General features: G+C 68.9%; 19 protein-coding genes. 11 read left to right on the forward strand and 8 right to left on the reverse strand.

The features are described from left to right. The 5 genes from ACSF8R_RS09890 to ACSF8R_RS09910 form a co-directional block, all read right to left on the reverse strand. Window positions 1-688 (reverse strand): pyridoxal-phosphate dependent enzyme (locus ACSF8R_RS09890; protein WP_434811714.1); only part of this gene is annotated, 688 nt, incomplete at its 3' end. Between the two features lie 28 nt (window positions 689-716). Then, entirely contained in the window at window positions 717-1,364 is a 648-nt protein-coding gene (locus ACSF8R_RS09895; RefSeq protein WP_434811715.1) for a GntR family transcriptional regulator, read from the reverse strand. Window positions 1,365-1,456: 92 nt separating this feature from the next. Further along, on the reverse strand, window positions 1,457-3,049 hold the full coding sequence (locus ACSF8R_RS09900; protein WP_434811716.1) for an isocitrate lyase: 1,593 nt from the start codon (window positions 3,047-3,049) through the stop codon (window positions 1,457-1,459). 147 nt (window positions 3,050-3,196) lie between these two features. Next, the gene (gene pcp, locus ACSF8R_RS09905; RefSeq protein WP_434811717.1) at window positions 3,197-3,838 is read right to left on the reverse strand and encodes a pyroglutamyl-peptidase I; all 642 of its coding nucleotides are present in this window, start codon (window positions 3,836-3,838) and stop codon (window positions 3,197-3,199) included. Beyond that, window positions 3,835-5,250, reverse strand: a complete 1,416-nt coding sequence (locus ACSF8R_RS09910) for an RNB domain-containing ribonuclease (protein WP_434811718.1) — start codon at window positions 5,248-5,250, stop codon at window positions 3,835-3,837. The genes pcp and ACSF8R_RS09910 overlap by 4 nt, the downstream gene beginning before the upstream one ends. A 135-nt stretch (window positions 5,251-5,385) precedes the next feature. On the opposite strand from ACSF8R_RS09910, the gene ACSF8R_RS09915 reads away from it, so the two are divergent. From ACSF8R_RS09915 to ACSF8R_RS09930, 4 genes are all read left to right on the forward strand, one after another. Then, window positions 5,386-6,399, forward strand: a complete 1,014-nt coding sequence (locus tag ACSF8R_RS09915) for a hypothetical protein (protein WP_434811719.1) — start codon at window positions 5,386-5,388, stop codon at window positions 6,397-6,399. Window positions 6,400-6,431: 32 nt separating this feature from the next. Beyond that, window positions 6,432-6,971 carry a pyridoxamine 5'-phosphate oxidase family protein gene (locus ACSF8R_RS09920; RefSeq protein ID WP_434811720.1) on the forward strand — a complete coding sequence of 180 codons (540 nt, stop codon included), beginning with the start codon at window positions 6,432-6,434 and terminating at the stop codon, window positions 6,969-6,971. Window positions 6,972-7,007: 36 nt separating this feature from the next. After that, window positions 7,008-8,765 carry a proline--tRNA ligase gene (locus ACSF8R_RS09925; protein ID WP_434811721.1) on the forward strand — a complete coding sequence of 586 codons (1,758 nt, stop codon included), beginning with the start codon at window positions 7,008-7,010 and terminating at the stop codon, window positions 8,763-8,765. 62 nt (window positions 8,766-8,827) lie between these two features. Continuing rightward, window positions 8,828-9,892: a TIGR00730 family Rossman fold protein gene (locus ACSF8R_RS09930; RefSeq protein WP_434811722.1), complete on the forward strand. Its 1,065-nt coding sequence runs from the start codon at window positions 8,828-8,830 to the stop codon at window positions 9,890-9,892. Between the two features lie 8 nt (window positions 9,893-9,900). On the opposite strand, the gene ACSF8R_RS09935 is transcribed toward ACSF8R_RS09930, so the two are convergent. Both ACSF8R_RS09935 and ACSF8R_RS09940 read right to left on the reverse strand, forming a co-directional pair. Beyond that, on the reverse strand, window positions 9,901-10,701 hold the full coding sequence (locus ACSF8R_RS09935) for a DUF1206 domain-containing protein (protein WP_434811723.1): 801 nt from the start codon (window positions 10,699-10,701) through the stop codon (window positions 9,901-9,903). 10 nt (window positions 10,702-10,711) lie between these two features. Continuing rightward, window positions 10,712-12,220: an alanine/glycine:cation symporter family protein gene (locus tag ACSF8R_RS09940; RefSeq protein ID WP_434811724.1), complete on the reverse strand. Its 1,509-nt coding sequence runs from the start codon at window positions 12,218-12,220 to the stop codon at window positions 10,712-10,714. A gap of 122 nt (window positions 12,221-12,342) precedes the next feature. Between ACSF8R_RS09940 and nusA the strand changes: the two genes are divergently transcribed. From nusA to rbfA, 4 genes are all read left to right on the forward strand, one after another. Next, window positions 12,343-13,332 carry a transcription termination factor NusA gene (gene nusA / locus ACSF8R_RS09945; protein WP_434811725.1) on the forward strand — a complete coding sequence of 330 codons (990 nt, stop codon included), beginning with the start codon at window positions 12,343-12,345 and terminating at the stop codon, window positions 13,330-13,332. A 9-nt stretch (window positions 13,333-13,341) separates the two neighbouring features. Continuing rightward, the gene (locus ACSF8R_RS09950) at window positions 13,342-13,608 is read left to right on the forward strand and encodes a YlxR family protein (RefSeq protein ID WP_434811726.1); all 267 of its coding nucleotides are present in this window, start codon (window positions 13,342-13,344) and stop codon (window positions 13,606-13,608) included. A 92-nt stretch (window positions 13,609-13,700) separates the two neighbouring features. Continuing rightward, a complete protein-coding gene (gene infB / locus ACSF8R_RS09955; protein WP_434811727.1) occupies window positions 13,701-16,451 on the forward strand; it encodes a translation initiation factor IF-2 in 2,751 nt (916 codons plus the stop codon). Window positions 16,452-16,518: 67 nt separating this feature from the next. After that, on the forward strand, window positions 16,519-16,956 hold the full coding sequence (gene rbfA, locus ACSF8R_RS09960; protein WP_434811728.1) for a 30S ribosome-binding factor RbfA: 438 nt from the start codon (window positions 16,519-16,521) through the stop codon (window positions 16,954-16,956). A gap of 88 nt (window positions 16,957-17,044) precedes the next feature. Here rbfA and ACSF8R_RS09965 read toward each other — a convergent pair whose 3' ends face one another. Next, window positions 17,045-17,911, reverse strand: coding sequence for an A/G-specific adenine glycosylase (locus ACSF8R_RS09965; RefSeq protein WP_434811729.1), 867 nt, complete (start codon window positions 17,909-17,911; stop codon window positions 17,045-17,047). A 36-nt stretch (window positions 17,912-17,947) separates the two neighbouring features. Here ACSF8R_RS09965 and ACSF8R_RS09970 point away from each other — a divergent pair, with 36 nt between their 5' ends. From ACSF8R_RS09970 to ACSF8R_RS09980, 3 genes are read left to right on the forward strand one after another with little or no spacing between them, the layout of a single operon-like run. After that, entirely contained in the window at window positions 17,948-18,592 is a 645-nt protein-coding gene (locus ACSF8R_RS09970) for a uridine kinase (RefSeq protein WP_434811730.1), read from the forward strand. Between the two features lie 23 nt (window positions 18,593-18,615). Beyond that, window positions 18,616-19,503 carry a tRNA pseudouridine(55) synthase TruB gene (gene truB / locus ACSF8R_RS09975; RefSeq protein ID WP_434811731.1) on the forward strand — a complete coding sequence of 296 codons (888 nt, stop codon included), beginning with the start codon at window positions 18,616-18,618 and terminating at the stop codon, window positions 19,501-19,503. Continuing rightward, a complete protein-coding gene (locus ACSF8R_RS09980) occupies window positions 19,500-19,868 on the forward strand; it encodes a hypothetical protein (RefSeq protein ID WP_434811732.1) in 369 nt (122 codons plus the stop codon). Before truB ends, ACSF8R_RS09980 begins: the two co-directional genes overlap by 4 nt. The last annotated feature ends 1 nt before the right edge of the window (window position 19,869 follow it).

Below are 19,869 nucleotides of genomic sequence, written 5' to 3' on the forward strand. Positions count from 1 at the left end.
TGGCCGAGGCGTCGATGCCGAGCACACGACGCTTCACGCCCGTGAGCTCTTCCAGCGCGGCGAAGCCCGCGATCATGCCCGCATGGGTCGATCCGGTCACGGTGCACACCACGATCGTGTCGTAGAACACGCCGAGCGTCTTCTCCTGTTCGGCGACCTCGAACGCCCAGTTCGCGAAGCCGAGCCCGCCGAGGCGATGCTCACTCGCGCCCGCGGGGATCGGATACGGCGTGCCGCCGGCATCCTCCACCTCCTGCAGCGCCTGCTTCCACGAATCACGGATGCCGATGTCGAAGCCGGCGTCCTCGAGGCGCGAGTCGGCGCCCATCATGCGTGAGAGCAGGATGTTGCCGACACGGTCGTTGGTCGGGTCGTCCCACGGCACCCACTTCTCCTGCACCAGGCGCGCCTTCAGGCCGAGATGTGCGGCGACGGCGGCGACCTGCCGGGTGTGGTTGGACTGGTAGCCGCCGATCGACACCAGCGTGTCGGCGCCCGAGGCGAGTACGTCGGGAACGATGTACTCGAGCTTGCGGACCTTGTTGCCGCCGTAGGCCAGTCCGCTCGAGACGTCCTCGCGTTTGGCCCAGACCTGTGCACCGCCGAGGTGCTGCGTGAGGCGCTGCAGATGCTGCAGCGGACTCGGGCCGAACGTGAGCGGGTGGCGCGGGAACTCGTGCAGCTTCATGCGGATCGTCCTTCGTGGGTGGCGGGGTTCAGGCGGTGTCGAGGTGCAGGCTGTGCCATGTCTGGGCTGCAAGCCTTGCTGCCGCATCCGCGTCGCCGGCGGCGCACAGTTCGATCAGCCGCTCGTGGCGCCTGGCAGACTGCTCACCCTCGGCCGATCCGAAGCGCAGGCGTTCGGCGCGATGCAGCACAGGTTCGTACTGAGCGATGACAGCGCGCGCGGCCGCGTTGCCGCACCGGTCCAGGGCGATCGCGTGGAAGTCGGCGTCGGCGGTGAGCGCCGCATCGAGGTCGTCGGCATCCCGCGCGGCGCGGAAGCGTTCGTTCGCGGCGCGCATCGCGTCGAGGTCCGCCGGCGTCAGCCGCGGTACGGCGGTGCGCACGGCGAGGGCGTGCATCGCCCCGACGACCGCCTGTGCATCGCGCAGGACAGCGGGCTCGATGGGGGAGACGACGGTGGATCGGCCGGGAACGGCATGCACGAGTCCGGCGCGCGAAAGCTCGAGCAGCGCTTCGCGCACCGGGGTGCGTGAGACCCCGAGCCAGGCCGCGAGCTCCGCGTCTCGCAGCTGCTCGTCGGGTGCCAGCGTGCCGTCGACGATCGCATCGCGCAGACGCCCCAGCACGGTGTCGCGCAGCAGCGGTCTCGGGGCGAACGTCTCTGTGGGAATCGGCACGATATGCAATATATCGCGCTGAGTCGAGATCAGGGGCCCCTGCTGGTGCAGGGGCCCCTGATCGGCGTTCGTCAGAACCGCTTGTGGCAGAGTCAGAACTGGTTCATCGTGTTGTCCTTGCCGCCGGCCTTCAGGGCCGCGTCGCCGGCGAAGTACTCCTTGTGGTTGTCGCCGATGTCGCTGCCGGCCATGTTCTGGTGCTTGACCGTCGCGATGCCCTCGCGGATCTCACGGCGCTGCACGCCCTTCACGTAGGCGAGCATGCCCTCTTCGGCGAAGTAGTCCTTGGCCAGATCGTCGGTGGACAGTGCGGCCGTGTGGTAGGTCGGCAGGGTGATCAGGTGGTGGAAGATGCCGGCACGGGCCGAGCCGTCCTTCTGGAACGAGCGGATCTTCTCGTCGGCCAGGCGCCCCAGCTCGGTCTCGTCGTACTCGACGCTCATCAGTTCGTCGCGGTTGTAGGCCGAGACGTCCGCGCCCTGCTCGACAAGGGCGTCGTAGGCCTGCTGGCGGAAGTTCAGCGTCCAGTTGAACGACGGGCTGTTGTTGTAGACGAGCTTCGCGTTCGGGATCACCTTGCGGATCTCGTCGACCATGCCGGCGATCTGCGCGACATGGGGCTTCTCGGTCTCGATCCACAGCAGGTCGGCGCCGTTCTGCAGCGACGTGATGCAGTCGAGCACGCAGCGCGCCTCGCCCGTGCCCTTGCGGAACTGGTAGAGGTTGCTGGCCAAACGCTTCGGGCGCAGCAGCTTGCCGTCGCGCTTGATGACGACGTCGCCGTTGCCCAGCTCGTCCTCCGAGATCTCCTCGACATCCAGGAACGCGTTGTACTGGTCGCCCAGGTCGCCCGGCTGCGCCGTGACGGCGAGCTTCTGGGTGAGGCCGGCGCCCAGCGAGTCGGTGCGGGCGACGATCACGCCGTTGTCGATGCCGAGCTCGAGGAACGCGTAGCGGACCGCGGCGATCTTGGCGAGGAAGTCCTCGTGGGGCACCGTGACCTTACCGTCCTGGTGGCCGCACTGCTTCTCGTCCGAGACCTGGTTCTCGATCTGGATGGCGCAGGCGCCGGCTTCGATCATCTTCTTGGCCAGCAGGTACGTCGCCTCGGGGTTGCCGAAACCGGCGTCGATGTCGGCGATGATCGGCACGACGTGGGTCTCGTAGGTGTCGATCTGCGACTGGATGAACTCGACCGCGGTCTCGTCGCCCGCCAGGCGTGCGTCGTCGAGCTTCGTGAACAGCAGGTCGAGCTCGCGGGAGTCGGCCTGACGGAGGAACGTGTAGAGCTCCTCGATGAGTGCCGGGACTGCGGTCTTCTCGTGCATCGACTGGTCGGGGAGCGGACCGAACTCCGACCGGAGCGCGGCGACCATCCAGCCCGACAGGTACAGGTAGCGCTTGTTCGTGGTCTTGAGGTGCTTCTTGATCGAGATGAGCTTCTGCTGCCCGATGAAGCCGTGCCACACGCCGAGCGACTGGGTGTAGACCGACGAGTCGGAATCGTACTCGGCCATGTCCGCCCGCATGATGTCGGCGGTGTACTGGGCGATCTCGAGTCCGGTCTTGAAGCGGTTCTGCGCCCGCATGCGGGCGACGTACTCGGGGTTGATCGCATCCCAGCTCGAACCCTGCTGCTCCTTGAGCGCGCGGATGGCTTCGATGTCGTCGTTGTACGCAGTCATGTTGGTTCCTTCGCGGTGGGTGGTTCGCTCACGGACGCTGTGGGCGAATCGCTTGGTTCCACTGTGTGCCAAGGAATGACGGTCTTCTGACCAAAACCGGCGTGAAGATTTGCCGAAATTCTGCGACTGCGAAGGGTTGGGGGTCCGTCAGTGGATTGCGCCGCCCGGCATCCCACCGTCGTCAGCGCCGACGAGCGTCGTGTCGATCGCGATGCGAAGCGCGGCGGCGATGTCGTCGAGCGGCAGCGTGGGCTGCCCCGTCGGCGCCCCCTCGATCGCCCACGGCACGTGGATGAACCCTGCCCGTACGTCACTGGGCACGGCCTGCAGCGCCGTGTAGAACACGTGGTTGCACACGAACGTTCCGGCGGTGTGCGAGACCTCGGCCCGGATACCGGCACCTCGGATGGCCGCCGCGATCGACTTGACCGGAAGTGTCGCAAATGCGCCGGCGGGGGCGCCGTGCACCGAAGGCTCGTCGATGGGCTGGGCTCCGTCGTTGTCGGGTATCCGCGCGTCGATCAGGTTGACGGCGACGCGCTCGACGCTGATCGCCGTCCGCCCGCCGGCGAGTCCCGTCGCGATGACGATGCTCGGTCGATGCGCCTCGACCAACTCGCGCATGGCTGCGGCAGACCCGGCGAAGGTCACCGGGAGTACGGCCGTGATCAGCTCGGCATCGCCGTTCCAGGTCGCCGCGACCCGCTCGACGGCATCGCCGCTCGGATTCGACTCGTCTCCACCGAACGGTTCGAAGCCGGTCAGCAGCACGACCCTGCGTTCCGTCACCCTCGCACCTGCTCGAATTCGACCACGCCATCGGCGATCGACGTGCGCCGAAGCCGAACGCGAACCTCTGTGCCGGGGAGCGCGGTCGCCCTCTCGAGCGTCGCCTCGACCGGTGGGTCGAGCAGCGCCACCCGCACGCCGTCGCCGCGCTCGCGCAGGACCACAGCGTCGAACTCGTCGCCTTCGCGCCCATGCAGCACGGCCGCTTCGATGCGGTCGAGGGCGCCGGCCTCGACCTGGCGCACGCGCTGCTTGCTCCGCTCCATGAGGTCGGGGATCGTGGGCAGACTCTCCCGTGCCCACGTGGGCACCTCGCGCCCGTTCGCGAGCGCATCGCACACCACGAGCGACCAGCGGTCGACAAGGCGACGCAACGGGGCCGTGGTGTGGGCGTACGGGGCGGCGATCGCCGCCTGCTCGCTCACTTCTGGGATGTCGCCGTCGAACGTCGTGTAGCCCGCGCCGCGGAACAATCCGGCCGCGTGCTCCTTCACGGCGCGCGCCACCGGCCCGCGGTCCAAGCTCTGCAGGTACGCGCCGTACGGCACATCGTCGGGCCACGGCATCCCGAGCGCGACGGTCTGCGCGCGGAACGCGGCGACGTCTTCGGGGGAGGCGGGCGGCATGGTGCGCAAGATGCCGATGCCGCCGTCGAGCATGATGCGCGCCGCCGCCATGCCGGTCAGCAACGAGACGTGGGCGTTCCAGTCCTCCAGCGGCACGCCCTCGTCGATCTCGAGGCGGTAGCCGTCGCCGTCGCGCTCGATGCGCACCTCCGGCAGGTTCAGGCTCGCGCCGCCGCGCTCGATCTCGCGCGCCGCGCGCTCAGCACCGAACCACGGCATCGCCATGAGCGTCTCGGGCGCGGTGCCCGACTCGATGGCGGCCTGGGCGTCGACATACGACCACTGGGCGCGCGAGCGGATCACGCCCCGAGTGAGGGACGTCTGGGTCGGAACACCCTTCGCATCGAGCTCGAATCGCCAGACGAACGCGCGCCGGTCCTGGTCCGGGAGCAGCGAAGCGGCATCCTCGCTCAGCACAGTCGGATGCAGCGGCACCCGGCCGTCGGGTGCGTAGAGGGTCTGCCCGCGTTCGCGCGCCTCATGATCGATCGCGCCGTCAGGCTCGACATATGCCGGAACATCTGCGATGGCGTAGTGCAAGATCGCACCATCGCTGGACCGCTGCAAGTGCACGGCCTGGTCGAGGTCGGTCGATCCGGCCGGGTCGATCGTCAGGAACTCGATGTCGCGCAGGTCCGCGAGCGTTCCTCCCGGCTCGACGGCGGTCGCCGTTGCGGCAAGCTCTGCCTCACGGAGCACCTCGACCGGAAACTTTTCGGGCACCCCGAGCTGTCTCCGCGCGGCGGCGAGAGCAGCAGCAAGCGCGTCGTCAACGCTTGTCGACATACCTGCTTCTGGGTCAGGTGGCGGATGCAGTCTGGAGCGGTGCACGGACACGAGGTCAGTGTATGCGGCGAGGTGTTGCGCAATTGTTGCGCGAACTCGTGATGGGCGTCGCCTGGCGCACCCTAGCGTGATGGCATGACCTCGTCACCACGCCGCCGCCACGCGATCGCCGTCGCAGCCGCCTCGATCATCGCGCTCCTGTTGACGGGGTGCGCAACGCCCGCTCCCGTCGCGCAGACGCCGGCACCCGAGACACCCACGACCACGCCAACGCCCACACCGACCGAGACCGAGCCCGTCGTCGCGCAGGTGCTGTTCGACGGCGACTGCGCGCAAGTGCTGCCGAGCGAGGCGATCGCAGAGGTCATCGGGGCAGCGGGTGATCCGCGCGAAGGGCGCGACCTGGGAACTGCCACATTGGGCGGCCTGGGCTGCGGGTGGACGAGTGAGGAGGGCTCCCTCGACGTCATCGCCTACCCGTCCGAGATCGTCCCCGCCGACATCGCGGCGCGTTACGAGACCCCCGTTTGCGAAGGGTTCCTCTATGACGGCTACGGCTGCCGCGTCGGTGTGCGCGAAGCTGACGCTTGGGCGCTGGTGACTGTGTCGCCCCCGCTCGGAGCGCCCGCCGACGAGGAGCCGCCGGCGAGTCTCGACGTCGCGGCTGCGCACGTCGCGGAGGCGCTTGCGGGAACGACCGGCAACGCGTCGACACCGACCGCCGAATGGTGGACGACGAGTTGCGACGACGTGGAGGCAGCCTTGGATCTCACGACCCTGCTCGGGGTCGACGAGTACGAATTCGGGTTTCCCGCCGACGGTGGCGAAGACGTCGACACCGAAATCAACCGGGCATCGGGCTCACTCATCGGCACCTGCCACTGGTACGGATACGCAGGCGACGACGCCCGTGCCGTGCAGCTCTGGGCCTACCCCGGAGCGGCGACGCAACTGGAGTCCTTCATCGAGGGCCGTGACGTCGCGCCCGTGAGCATCGAAGGTGCCGAGGAGGCGCTGACGTTCCCCGGAGACGGCTACTTGGATCTCGCCATCTCAGACGGCGTGAACGTCGTGTTCGTCGACGCGCACGATGTCGCGGTCGACGTCGACGTGGTCGGGAACGCGGTCCTCGCAGCGCTCGCCGGCTGACCCACCGACCTTGCCCATGCCACACTCAAGGCATGGGCAAGGTCTTCGACGGCATCGATGCATCACTGCGTGAGTGGATTGCGGCGCAGCACCTGTTCTTCGTCGCGACGGCACCGCTGTCGGGCGACGGGCGGGTCAATGTCTCGCCGCGCGGACTCGACAGCCTCAGCATCCTCGACGACCACACCGTCGCGTGGCTCGATCTGACCGGCAGTGGGGCCGAGACGATCGCGCACCTGCGCGAGAACGGCCGCATCACCCTCATGTTCTGTTCGTTCGACGCACGGCCGCGCATCGTGCGGCTCCACGGCCGCGGCCGCGTCGTGCTGCCCGGTGAGGCGCTGTTCGCCGTGGTGGATGCCGAGCACCCTGGTCACGTCGGGGCGCGGGCTGTGATCGTCGTCGACGTCGACCGGGTGTCGGATTCGTGCGGGTGGGGTGTGCCGCAGATGGACTTCGTCGCCGACCGCGACATCATGCGCCCGTGGGCAGAGAAGAAGGGCCCGGACGGCCTCGAGCAGTACCGTGCCGAGAAGAACGCCGTCTCGCTCGACGGGCTGCCCGCCCTCTGACAGCGGCGGGATCGCGCGGGTCTAAGCTGGATCTTCGTGGTCACACGTCTGTCGAACTTCTTCCTCCGCACCCTCCGCGAAGACCCCGCCGATGCCGAGGTCACGAGCCACAAGCTGCTCGTGCGCGCCGGCTACATCCGTCGCGCGGCCCCAGGCATCTTCACGTGGCTTCCGCTGGGTCTGAGAGTCAAGGCGAAGATCGAGGGCATCATCCGCGAGGAGATGGCCGCGGCGGGTGCGTTCGAGGTGCACTTCCCGGCGCTGCTGCCCCGCGACCCGTACGAGCAGTCGGGCCGGTGGACTTCGTACGGCGACGGCATCTTCCGCCTGCAGGACCGCAAGGGAGCCGACTACCTGCTCGCCCCGACGCACGAGGAGATGTTCACGCTCCTGGTGAAGGATCTCTACTCGTCTTACAAGGACCTGCCGCTGTCGATCTACCAGATCCAGGACAAGTACCGCGACGAGGCGCGCCCCCGCGCCGGGCTCCTGCGCGGCCGCGAGTTCACGATGAAGGACGCCTACTCGTTCGATTACACCGACGAGGGGCAGGACGCCTCCTATATGAGTCAGCGTGATGCATACGAGCGCATCTTCCAGCGGCTCGGTCTCGAGTACGTCATCGTTGCGGCAGACAACGGCCTCATGGGCGGTGCGCGCAGCGAGGAGTTCCTGCACCCCATCGCCGTCGGCGAAGACACGTTCGTCCGGTCCGCGGGTGGCTATGCCGCGAACGTCGAGGCGTTCACGACCATCGCCCCCGATCCCGTGCCCTTCGATGCTGCGGGCGCCCCGGTCGTCTTCGACTCGCCGAACACCCCGACCATCGAGACGCTGGTCGCCCACTCCAACGCGCACTTGGAGGGGGAGTACACCGCGGCCGACACGCTCAAGAACGTGGTCCTGGCGCTGACGCACGCCGACGGCACGCGTGAGCTCGTCGTCGTGGGTCTGCCGGGCGACCGTGAGGTCGACGACAAGCGCGCCGAGGTCGCGTTCGCACCGGCTGCGGTCGAGGCCGCGACGCCCGAGGACTTCGAGCGTCACCCGCTGCTCGTGAAGGGCTACATCGGTCCGTGGTCGCCCGAAGGGGCCGTCCTCGGCGAAGAATCGGCCACCGGCATCCGTTACCTGCTCGACCCGCGCGTCGTCGACGGGTCGAGTTGGATCACCGGCGCGAACATCGATCAGCAGCACGCGCACTCCGTGGTCGCAGGCCGCGACTTCTTCGGCGACGGGTTCGTCGAGATCGCGAACGTGCGCGAAGGCGACCCCGCACCGGACGGATCGGGGCCCGTCGAACTCGCGCGTGGCATGGAGATCGGACACGTGTTCCAGCTCGGTCGCTTTTTCGCCGAGACCCTCGGCCTCAAGGTGCTCGACGAGAACGGCAAGCTCGTCACCGTCACAATGGGTTCGTACGGCATCGGCGTCACCCGCATCCTCGCGATCCTCGCCGAGCTCAACAACGACGACAAGGGCCTCGTCTGGCCCGCTGCGATCGCGCCGTTCGACGTGCAGGTCGTCGCCACCGGCCGGGATGCGGCCGCATTCGAACTCGCCGAGCAGGTCTCGGCGCAGCTCGAGACGGCCGGACTCGACGTGCTCCTCGACGACCGCGCGAAGGTGTCGCCCGGCGTGAAGTTCGGCGATGCCGAGTTGATCGGTGTGCCGCAGATCGTCATCGTGGGTCGCGGCGCGGCCGACGGTCAGGTCGAGCTGTGGGATCGCCGCACGGGCGAGCGTCAGGTGGTACCGGCCGCCGAGGCCGTGGCCGCGCTCTCGACCCGCTGACCGGATGCCGCGTGTTCACCGCGCGGCCACCGCACGTCATCGTGACGTGACAGGCTGAGGGCATGGCACCAGGTTCCACCGCGTCCATCCCGCCCGAAGTCACGGATGCGCTCCGCACCGTGATCGCCGAAGCCGGCATCACGCACGACCAAGACCTCATCGCGCGCATCCTCGCCACCGGCGTCGGGCTGGGGCTCGATGACTCCGATCGGCTCGACCTCAAGATCACCTCTGCTGCGCTCACCGAGATGCGGGCGGCGTTCCAGCTGTTCGCGCCGTTCCGCGGTGTGCCGAAGGTGACCGTGTTCGGTTCGGCCCGCACGAAGCCCGAGTCGATGCTGTACCGACAGGCATCCGGGGTCGCACAGGCGCTGGCGGAGCGCGGGTGGATGGTCGTCACGGGGGCGGGGCCCGGCATCATGCAGGCCGCCGCCGAGGGTGCTGGGCCGGAGCGATCACTCGGGGTCTCCATTCGGCTGCCGTTCGAAGAGAAGCCCAACGCCGTGATCGCGGCATCCGCGAACAACGTCGCGATGAAGTACTTCTTCACCCGCAAGCTCATGCTCGTGAAGGAGTCGCACGGGTTCGTGTGCGTGCCCGGCGGTTTCGGCACGCTGGACGAGATGTTCGAGCTGCTCACGCTGCAGCAGACGGGGAAGGCGGAGCCGGTGCCGATCGTGCTGCTCGACGAGCCCGGCGGCACGTTCTGGGCAGGACTGCAGCACTACATCGACGAGCACCTGATTCCCGCGGGCGTCATCTCGCCCGACGACTTCGACCGTGTCCTCGTCACCGACTCGGTGGATGCCGCGGCCGAGGCGATCACGGGGTTCTGGCGCAACTACGACTCGTTGCGCTGGGTCGGTTCGCACCTCGTGCTTCGCCTTCGCGCCGAGCCGACCGACGATGAGGTCGACGACCTCAACGAGCGGTTCGGTGGGCTGCTGCGCGCCGGGCGCATCGAGAAGCGCGATGCCATGCGCCCTGAGCGCGAGGACGACGACAAGGTCGACTTGCCGCGGCTCGTGCTCGACCTCGACCAGTTCCAGGTCGGTGACCTGTACCGGCTCATCGGCGCGATCAACGCGCTGGGGTCGGCGCCGGGAGGGCGCGCGCACGCGAAGTGAGCGGCGCGTCACAGATCGGCGTAGCGCGACCGAATCGCGGTGAAGACGCCGTAGGCGATGAGTCCGACGCCGACCAGTGCTGCCAGGAAGGGGCCGAACGGCATCTGGATGAGTCCGTCGACGGCGCCGTCGAGGCCGCCCGCGGCATCCGCGTCGCCCTTGACCGCTGCCACCACGAGCAGCACGCCGACGATCCCGAGTGCCGCGCCCTTGCCGATGTACCCCGCGATGCCGAGCACATCGACGACGCGGCCGATGCCCGACCGTGGGAGTGTCATCTTCTTCCGGTAGGTGCGCAGCATTCCCGCCACGGCGAATCCGATCCCGGCCCCGACGAAACCCACACCGACGGCGGCCAGGACGAACACGCCGCCTGGAATCTGCAGCACGCCGCGGCTGGTGTCCTCTGCCGTGCGGTCGGCGTTCGGCCGCGCACCGAGGCCGACCGCCGCCGACACGACACCCAGGGCCACGAACACGGCCGCCTGCCCCCACGCCGAGGCGCGGGCGCCCCAGTCGGAGAGGTCGCCGCCGCGCACCAGGATGCCTTCGGCCACGCGCCACAGGGCAAGGGCGATGAGCGCGGCCGCGATGACCCACAGCACGACGAAGCCGAGCGGGGCGGTCGCGATCGCCCGGAACGCGCCGGACTGGTCGGCATCGCCGCGGGCGCCGAACGCGACGGCGAGCACGATCGCGCCGAGCAGCACGTGCACGACGCCGTTCGCGGCGAAGCCGGCGCGGGCAAGCGCACGGAAGGCGGGTTTCGACGTCGCCTCTCGCGCGACCTGCGTGGCGGGGTCGCTCATGTCGCTCCGATCAGTTCGTCGGTCGGTCGTGGTGCAGGTGGTCGCGGTGCTTGTCGGCCTGGTGCGCCTTCGTGACGATGTCGAGCGGGCCCGTCACCGTCAGTTCATCCTCCCAGCACTCGATGCCCGATACCCCGGGAAGCCGGTCGCGGGTGAACACCGGGTCGCGACCGGCTCGTCGCTGCGCCGTGTAGTCCTTCAACAGGCGGAAGGCGATGCCGGAGAGCAGCCCGATGGCGATCAGGTTGATGAGCGCCATGACGCCCATGATGCCGTCGGCGAAGTTCCAGACGAGGTCTGCCGACGCGATCGCGCCGACGAACACCGCGACAATCACGAGCAGGCGATACCCCGTGAGCACGGCGGGGCTGCGGGTGATGAACTCGATGTTCGATTCGCCGTAGTAGTAGTTGCCGAGGATCGACGAGAATGCGAGCAAGAAGATGATGATGCTCAGCGCGATGCTCGACCAGTCGCCGAGGGTGCTCGTGAGGGCGCCCTGGGTGAGGTCGATGCCCTTCTCGGCGTTGGCGAGATCCGGCACAGACACCAGGATGATGAACGCGGTGATCGAGCACACCAGGAACGTGTCGAAGTAGACCCCGAGCGTCTGCACGAGCCCCTGCTTGACGGGGTGGGTGACGGCGGCGCTCGCGCCGGCGTTGGGCGCCGATCCGAGACCCGCCTCGTTCGAGAACATGCCGCGCTTCACGCCGGTGAGCACGATGTAGCCGAAGGCGGCGCCCACCACCTCGTTGAAGCCGAACGCCTGCGTGAAGATCTGGCCGAAGACCTCGGGAAGCCGGTCGATGTGCAGTGCCACCACGATGAGACCGAGGAAGAGGTATGCCAGTGCCATGAGCGGCACGAGCAACTGCGTGACCGACGCGATCCGGCGCACGCCGCCGAACACGACGAGTGCGGTCAGCAGGGCGATCACGCCGCCGATGACCCATGCGAGCCAGACCGGCGCTTCACCCACCGTTGCGCCGATGGTGCCCGCGATCGTGTTGGCCTGCAACGAGCTGAATGCGAACGGGAAGCACACGATCAGCACGATGGCGAAGACGATGCCCATCCACCGCGCGCCGAGGCCTCGCTCCATGTAGTAGGCGGGGCCGCCCCGGAAGCTGTCCTTCTCGCGGGTCTTGAACAGCTGCGCCAGCGACGATTCGATGAAGCTCGACGCGCCGCCGACGAACGCCATCAGCCACATCCAGAACACCGCTCCCGGGCCGCCGACGGCGATCGCGGTGCCGACCCCGGCGATGTTGCCGACGCCCACGCGGGATGCCGCCGAGATCGTGAACGCCTGGAATGCCGAGACGGACTGCGGCTCACCGGACTCGGTGCGGGGCGTCTTGTCGGTGAGGGTGCGGAACATCTCGGGAATGAGGCGGAACTGCACCACCCCCGACCGCACCGTGAAGTACAGGCCGAGCAGCACGACGACGGGCAGCACTGCCCACGTCCACAGCTGTTCGCCGGCCCAGAGCACTGCGTCGTTGACCTGATCCATCGCAACAGTATGGCGATGCGTGCCCGTGCAGACCAGGCCGGGGCGGTGCCCGGCGGCATCAGGTAACGTTGTGTGGATGCCGGAGCGTGATTTTCGGCGGAGAAGTGAAAAGGGAGGACACCGTGGACATCGATCTCGGACTGCTGCGGACGGTCGAGCGTGAGAAGGAGATCCCCTTCGACGAACTCGTGCGGATCATCGAACAGGCGATCCTCACCGCATACGCGAAGCACACGTCCCCCGACGGCGAGCTCCCTGAGGGTGCGAGAGCGCAGCTCGACCGCAAGACCGGTCACGTCGCCGTGTACATGCCGTTGCGCGACGAAGAGGGCGTCGTGATCGGCGAGGAGGAGAGCACGCCCGACGACTTCGGTCGCATCGCCGCGTTCGCCGCGAAGCAAGTCATCAGCCAGCGCCTCCGCGACATCGCCGATGACGCGGTGCTGGGAGAGTTCCGTGGCAAGGAGGGCGACATCGTCGCCGGTGTCGTGCAGCAGGGCCCGAACCCGCGCATGGTGCATGTCGACCTCGGCACTGTCGAAGCGATGCTTCCTCCCGAGGAACAGGTGCCGGGGGAGGAGTACCCCCATGGTTCGCGGCTGCGCGTCTACGTCACGTCGGTCTCGAAGGGCACGAAGGGGCCGTCGATCACCGTCTCGCGCACCCACCCGGGCCTGGTCCGCAAGCTGTTCGCCCTCGAGGTGCCCGAGATCGCGAACGGGCTCGTCGAGATCGTTTCGCTCGCGCGCGAGGCCGGACACCGCACCAAGATCGCCGTGAAGGCGAACGACCCGTCGATCAACGCGAAGGGTGCCTGCATCGGCGAGCTCGGCCGCCGCGTGCGCGCCGTGACCGAAGAGCTCGGCGGCGAGAAGATCGACATCGTCGACCACGACCCCGAGCTCGCGAAGTTCGTCGCCAACGCGCTGTCGCCCGCGAAGGTGACCTCCAGCTTCGTGCTCGACGCGGCCAATAAGGCCGTGCGGGCGCTCGTCCCCGACTATCAGCTGTCGCTGGCCATCGGCAAGGAAGGCCAAAACGCGCGTCTGGCGGCCAAACTGACCGGCGCCAAGATCGACATCCAGCCGGACTCGATCTTGGAAGACGCGTGACGGGGTAGGATGGAACCTGTTCGTACGTGCGTGGGATGCCGCGCGCGTGCCCCGCGGCCCTCACTTCTGAGAGTCGTCGCCCACGATGGAGTCCTCGTCCCAGACGAGCGCGCCGTCCTGCCGGGCAGGGGTGCGTGGGTGCATGACACGGAATCGTGCGTGGATGCCGCCATCCGGCGCCGCGCCTTCGGACGAGCACTGCGTGTGTCGGGACCCCTGAGTGATCAGGCCCTGGTCACGCGGACCAACACAGAACACCACCAGCGAAACGGCTGAACGGCTATGGACACAAAGTGAACGGCTCGAAATGAGACCCGTCCGCAAGTAACGGTCCGCCCTGTCCGGGGTGGACCCCAGACAGGAGAATTGTGGCAAAACCACGCGTGCACGAGATCGCTTCCGAGCTCGGCGTCGACAGCAAGGTCGCCCTCGCGAAGCTGAAGGAGCTCGGCGAATTCGTCAAGAGCCCCTCATCCACCATCGAGCCCCCCGTGGCTCGCAAGCTCCGTGCTGCCCTCGAGGCAGACGGAGCAGGCAAGGCTGACGCACCCGCGCCGGCCGCCGCTCCCGCCGCAGCGAAGCCCGCTGCCGCGAAGCCGGCCGCCAAGCCCGGCCCCGCCAAGCCTGCTGCTCCCGCAGCCGAGGCCGCACCGGCAGCCGAGGCGCCGGCACCGGCCCCCGCAGCCGAGGCGCCGGCCGCTCCGAGCGCGCCGAGCCCCGGCCCGGCCAAGCCGGCAGCTCCGGCAGCGCCCGCCCCGGGCGGCGCAGCACCGCAGGCGCCCCGCCCCGGTGGCGGAGCGCCGCGCCCCGGCAACAATCCCTTCGCGTCGTCGCAGGGCATGGGTCAGCGTCCCGCCGGCCCCCGCCCCGGCAACAATCCCTTCGCTTCGGCGCAGGGCATGGGCCAGCGCCCGACGCCCGGCAACATCCCGCGCCCGCAGGCCCCGCGTCCCGGCGCTCCGCGTCCCGGTTCCCCGCGCCCCGGCGGTGCAGGTCGTCCCGGTGGCGGCGGTCGTCCCGGCGCTCCCTTCCAGCAGCGTCCCGGCGGTCCCGGTCGTCCCGGCGGTGCCGGTGCGGGCGGTGGCGGTTTCGCCGGTCGTCCCGGTGGTGGCGGTGGTTTCGCCGGTCGTCCCGGTGGTGGCGGTGGCCGCGGTCGTGGCCCCGGCGGTGGTACCGCGGGTGCCTTCGGCAAGGGTGGCGGCAAGTCCAAGCAGCGCAAGTCGCGTCGGGCGAAGCGGCAAGAGTTCGAGATGCGGTCGGCGCCGGTCGTCGGCGGCGTCAACGTCCAGAAGGGCAACGGCGAGATCATCCGCCTGCGCCGTGGCGCGTCGATCGCGGACTTTGCAGACAAGCTCGAGGCGCTGCGCGGGTACACCGTGCAGCCCGGCACGCTCGTGACCATCCTGTTCAATCTGGGTGAGATGGCGACGGCGACCGAGTCTCTCGACGAGGCCACCTTCGAGGTGCTGGGCGAGGAGCTCGGCTACAAGATCCAGATGGTCTCGCCCGAGGACGAGGACAAGGAGCTCCTCGAGGGCTTCGGCCTCGACCTCGAGGCCGAGTTGGAGGCGGAGAACGAGGACGACCTCGAGATCCGTCCTCCGGTGGTGACCGTCATGGGTCACGTCGACCACGGTAAGACCAGGCTCCTCGACGCCATCCGCCAGACGAACGTCGTGGCAGGCGAGGCCGGTGGCATCACGCAGCACATCGGTGCGTACCAGGTCTGGACCGAGCACGACGAGATCGAGCGTGCGATCACCTTCATCGACACCCCGGGTCACGAGGCGTTCACCGCCATGCGTGCCCGTGGTGCGCAGGTGACCGACATCGCGATTCTCGTGGTGGCCGCCGACGACGGCATCATGCCCCAGACCGTGGAGGCCCTGAACCACGCCCAGGCGGCGAACGTGCCGATCGTGGTCGCGGTCAACAAGGTCGACAAGCCCGAGGCCAACCCCGCCAAGGTGCGCCAGCAGCTCACCGAGTACGGGCTGGTCGCCGAGGAGTACGGCGGCGACGTGCTGTTCGTCGACGTGTCGGCCCGTCAGGGCACCGGCATCCAGGACCTCCTCGACGCGGTCCTGCTGACCGCCGACGCCGGGCTGGACCTCACGGCCAACCCGAACAAGGCGGCCCGTGGTGTCGCGATCGAAGCCAAGCTCGACAAGGGCCGCGGTTCGGTCGCCACGGTGCTCATCCAGTCCGGAACGCTGCGCGTCGGCGACGCGATCGTCGCTGGCACCGCCTACGGTCGTGTGCGCGCCATGATCGACGAGAACGGCGACCCGGTCGAAGAGGCCTACCCGTCGCGTCCCGTGCAGGTGCAGGGTCTGAACTCGGTGCCCCGCGCCGGTGACACCTTCATCGTCACCGAAGAGGACCGCACCGCCCGCCAGATCGCCGAGAAGCGTGAGGCCGCAGAGCGCAACGCCCAGCTGGCCAAGGCCCGCAAGCGCATCTCGCTCGAAGACTTCACCCGTGCACTCGAAGAGGGCAAGGTCGAGTCGCTCAACCTCATCATCAAGGGTGACGTCTCGGGTGCCGTCGAGGCGCTCGAGGAGTCGCTGCTCAAGATCGAGGTCGACGACTCCGTGCAGCTGCGCATCATCCACCGCGGTGTGGGTGCGATCACCGAGAGCGACATCAACCTGGCCACGATCGACAACGCGATCGTGATCGGCTTCAACGTGCGCCCCGACACGAAGGCGCGCGAGCGCGCCGCCCGTGAAGGTGTGGACGTGCGCTTCTACTCCGTCATCTACAACGCGATCGACGACGTGGAGCAGTCGCTCACCGGCATGCTCAAGCCGGAGTACGAAGAGGTCCAGTCGGGTGTCGCCGAGATCCGCGAGGTGTTCCGCTCTTCGAAGTTCGGCAACATCGCCGGTGTCATCGTCCGCTCGGGCACGATCACGCGCAACGCGAAGGCGCGCGTCATCCGCGACGGCGTCGTCATCGCCGATGGTCTGGCCATCGAGTCGCTGCGCCGGTTCAAGGACGACGTCACCGAAGTCCGGACGGACTTCGAGGCGGGTATCGGCCTGGGCAAGTACAACGACATCCAGATCGGCGACGAGATCGAGACCACTGAGATGGTCGAGAAGCCGCGCGGCTGATCGAATCTGAACGAGGGGCGTCCGGCGAACCGCCGGCGCCCCTCGCTCTTCCGAGGAAGGAACGGACATGTCGAACGAACGGCAGGCACGCCTGGCTGACCGCATCCGCGTGCTCATCGCGGAGCGCATCGAGAAGGGGCTGCGCGACCCGCGGCTCGGTTTCGTGACGATCACCGACGTGCGGGTGACCGGCGACCTCCAGCATGCGTCGGTGTTCTATACCGTGTACGGCACCGACCAGGAGCGCGCCGATTCGGCGCTCGCGCTCAAGGCAGCCACCGGCATGCTGCGCAGCGAGGTCGGCAAGAAGCTCGGCGTGCGCCTGACGCCCAGCCTCGAGTTCATCCCCGACGGCATCCCCGAGAACGCCGGGCACATCGAAGACCTCCTCCGCGAAGCGCGCGAGCGCGACGCGTCGGTGGCAGGGCTGTCGGCGTCGGCGAACTACGCCGGCGAAGCCGACCCCTACCGCAAGCCGCGCGAAGACGAGGCCGACGAGGACTGACACTCGGACACAGGTGAAATCACCGGGACAGGACGATCCACGCTGGATCATCCTGTCCCGGTGACATTTCCTGTGTTGGTGATGCCGCTCAGCGCGGCAGTCGCAGCATTCCATCCGCCGCCTCGATGAGCCCGTCGACGACGAGCGAGTCGATCGCGCGGTCGCGCTGGACGGAGTCGTGCCAGTCGGCGATGACTGCGTCCGCGGGGACTTCGTGCCGTTTGGCTTCACGCAGCACCTTGAGCACGGCGCCGCGCGTCTGCCGGTCGCTGCCCTCGTACTTCGCCTGCCGGCGGCGCTCGTCGCCGGTGTCGGGGTAACCGGCGGCCCGCCATGCGCACTGCTTCGCGATCGGACACGCCTCGCACCGCGGCGCGCGCGAGGTGCACACGACGGCGCCGAGTTCCATCGCGGCGGCGTTGAGCGTCGCGGCATCCGCGCGGTCCGCGGGCAGGATCGCGGCCATCGCGTCGAGGTCGCGCTTGTGGGGTGGGCCGGGCTGCGACCTTCCATCGACCGCGCGCGCGAGCACACGTCGCGTGTTCGTGTCGACGACGGGATGCCGGTCTCCGTACGCGAAGACGGCCACGGCCCGCGCCGTGTAGTCGCCGATGCCGGTCAACGCCAGAAGCGCCTCGACATCGCGGGGCACGACGCCGTCGTGCCGATCGCGGATCTCGACCGCGGCCCGGTGCAGCCAGAGGGCCCGCCTCGGGTAGCCGAGATTCGCCCAGTGGCGCACGGCGTCGGCCGGGGGAGCGGATGCCAGGGCTGCCGGTGTCGGCCAGCGGCTGAGCCACGCATCAAGCAGCGGAATCACGCGTGCGACCTGTGTCTGCTGCAGCATGAACTCGCTCACCAGCACGCCCCACGCCCCGAACCCGGGTGCGCGCCACGGCAGGTCGCGCGCGTTGTCGCGGTACCACGCGATCAGCGGCGTGGCGAGGTCGGGCATCCGCCCAGCCTATGCGGCCACAGGTAGCCTGGCGTGATGTCGTCCTCGCTCGAATCTCGGCTTCAGGCGGCGATCCGCGAACGGTGCCCGGCAGGCCGAGTGCTGGTCGCGATCGATGGTGAGGACGGCGCGGGCAAGACCGTCCTTGCGGACCGACTCGCATCGCACCTCGTGACCGCAGGGGAGCCGGTGCTGCGTGCGAGCATCGACGGGTTCCACCGGCCTCGAGCCGAGCGCTACGCCCGCGGTCGCACGTCGCCCGAGGGGTTCTACCGCGATTCGTACGACCTCGACGCGTTCCGTCGCGAACTGATCGACCCGTTTCGTCGCGGAGCGCCAGTGCGGTCCGCGGTCTTCGACGTCCGCGCTGACGCGCCGGTGCGCACCACGCCACAGGCGACGCCTGTCGACTGCGTGCTGATCGTCGACGGCATCTTCCTCCACCGGCCCGAGCTGCGCGGCCTCTGGGACTGGTCGCTGTGGCTCGAGGTCGCCGCAACCGAGCGGTTTGCCCGCATGGCGGTTCGCGATGGCACCGATCCCGCCCCGACGCATCCCGGCAATCTCCGTTACTTCGTCGGTCAGCAGCTGTACCGGGCCCAGGTCGCCCCCGAAGGGCTCGCGGATGCCGTCGTCGACAACACCGATCACGCCCACCCCGTCGTCGTGCGCGGTTGCTGAGCGGCACGCCTAGGCTGGAAGGCATGCCTGCTCCCACCGGGATCCTGCTGGTCGACAAGCCCGGCGGCATCACGAGCCACGACGTCGTCGCGCGCACCCGACGCGCGCTGAACACCCGCAAGATCGGCCACGCGGGCACCCTCGACCCGATGGCGACGGGGCTGCTGGTGTTGGGCGTCGGCGGCGCGACGCGGCTGCTCACGTTCATCGTCGGGCTCGACAAGACGTACGAGGCGACGATCCGGCTCGGCGTCTCGACCGACTCCGACGACGCCGATGGTGAGGTGACCGCCGAGACGGATGCCGGTGATGTGACCGAAGGCGCGATCGTCGACGGCATCCGCGACCTGACCGGACCCATCTCACAGGTGCCGAGCACCGTGTCGGCGATCAAAGTCGGCGGCAAGCGCGCCTACGACCTCGCGAGGGCGGGGGAGGACGTGCAGTTGAAGGCGCGCGACGTCTCGGTGTCGCGCTTCGAGGTGCTCGAGATCCGTCGCGGCGACCGGGTGGTCGATCTGGATGTCGTCGTGGACTGCTCCAGCGGCACCTACATCCGCGCCCTCGCCCGCGACCTCGGGAGCGCCCTCGGCGTCGGCGGCCACCTCACCGCGCTCCGGCGCACCCGCATCGGCCCGTTCGACGTCGCCGACGCGGTGGCGGAGCTCGAACCTGGGATGCCGCTGCTCGGCGCGGCGGAGACTGCGGCATCCGTGCTCGGTCGCTTTGACGTGACCGCCGACGAGGCCCGCGACCTGCGCCACGGCAAGCGATTGATCGGTGCGGCGTTCCGTCTCGACGGAGCGTCTCCCGCGGCGATCGACCCCGACGGCCGTTTGGTCGGCATCGTGGGCCCGCGCGGTGCAGACGTGAAGAGCATCATGAACATGCCCGAGGAGGAATCCGCGTGATTCTGTGGTTCACCATCGCCCAGGTCACTGTGGCCGTCGCGGTCGGCCTGCTCTGCGTCGTGCTGGGCCTTGCCGGGCGCAGGCCGAGTGATCTCAGCGTCGGCGGCCTCGCGCTCGTGCTGCTCCTGCTCATCGCGCAGGTGGTCGTCGGGATCGTCGCGCCGCTCGTCGGCAACCCCGCCAGCGGCAGCCTGCTCGAATTCTGGACCTACCTGGTGTCGGCCGTGCTGCTGCCGCCCGCAGCCGTCGTGTGGGCGCTCGTCGAACGCAGCCGCTGGAGCACCGTCATCATGGGCGTCGCATCGCTCGCGGTTGCGGTCATGGTGTGGCGCATGTTCGTGATCTGGACCGTCCAGGCGGCGTGAG

This window comes from Microbacterium sp. bgisy189, assembly GCF_965345345.1.
In the GTDB taxonomy this organism is placed as follows: domain Bacteria; phylum Actinomycetota; class Actinomycetes; order Actinomycetales; family Microbacteriaceae; genus Microbacterium.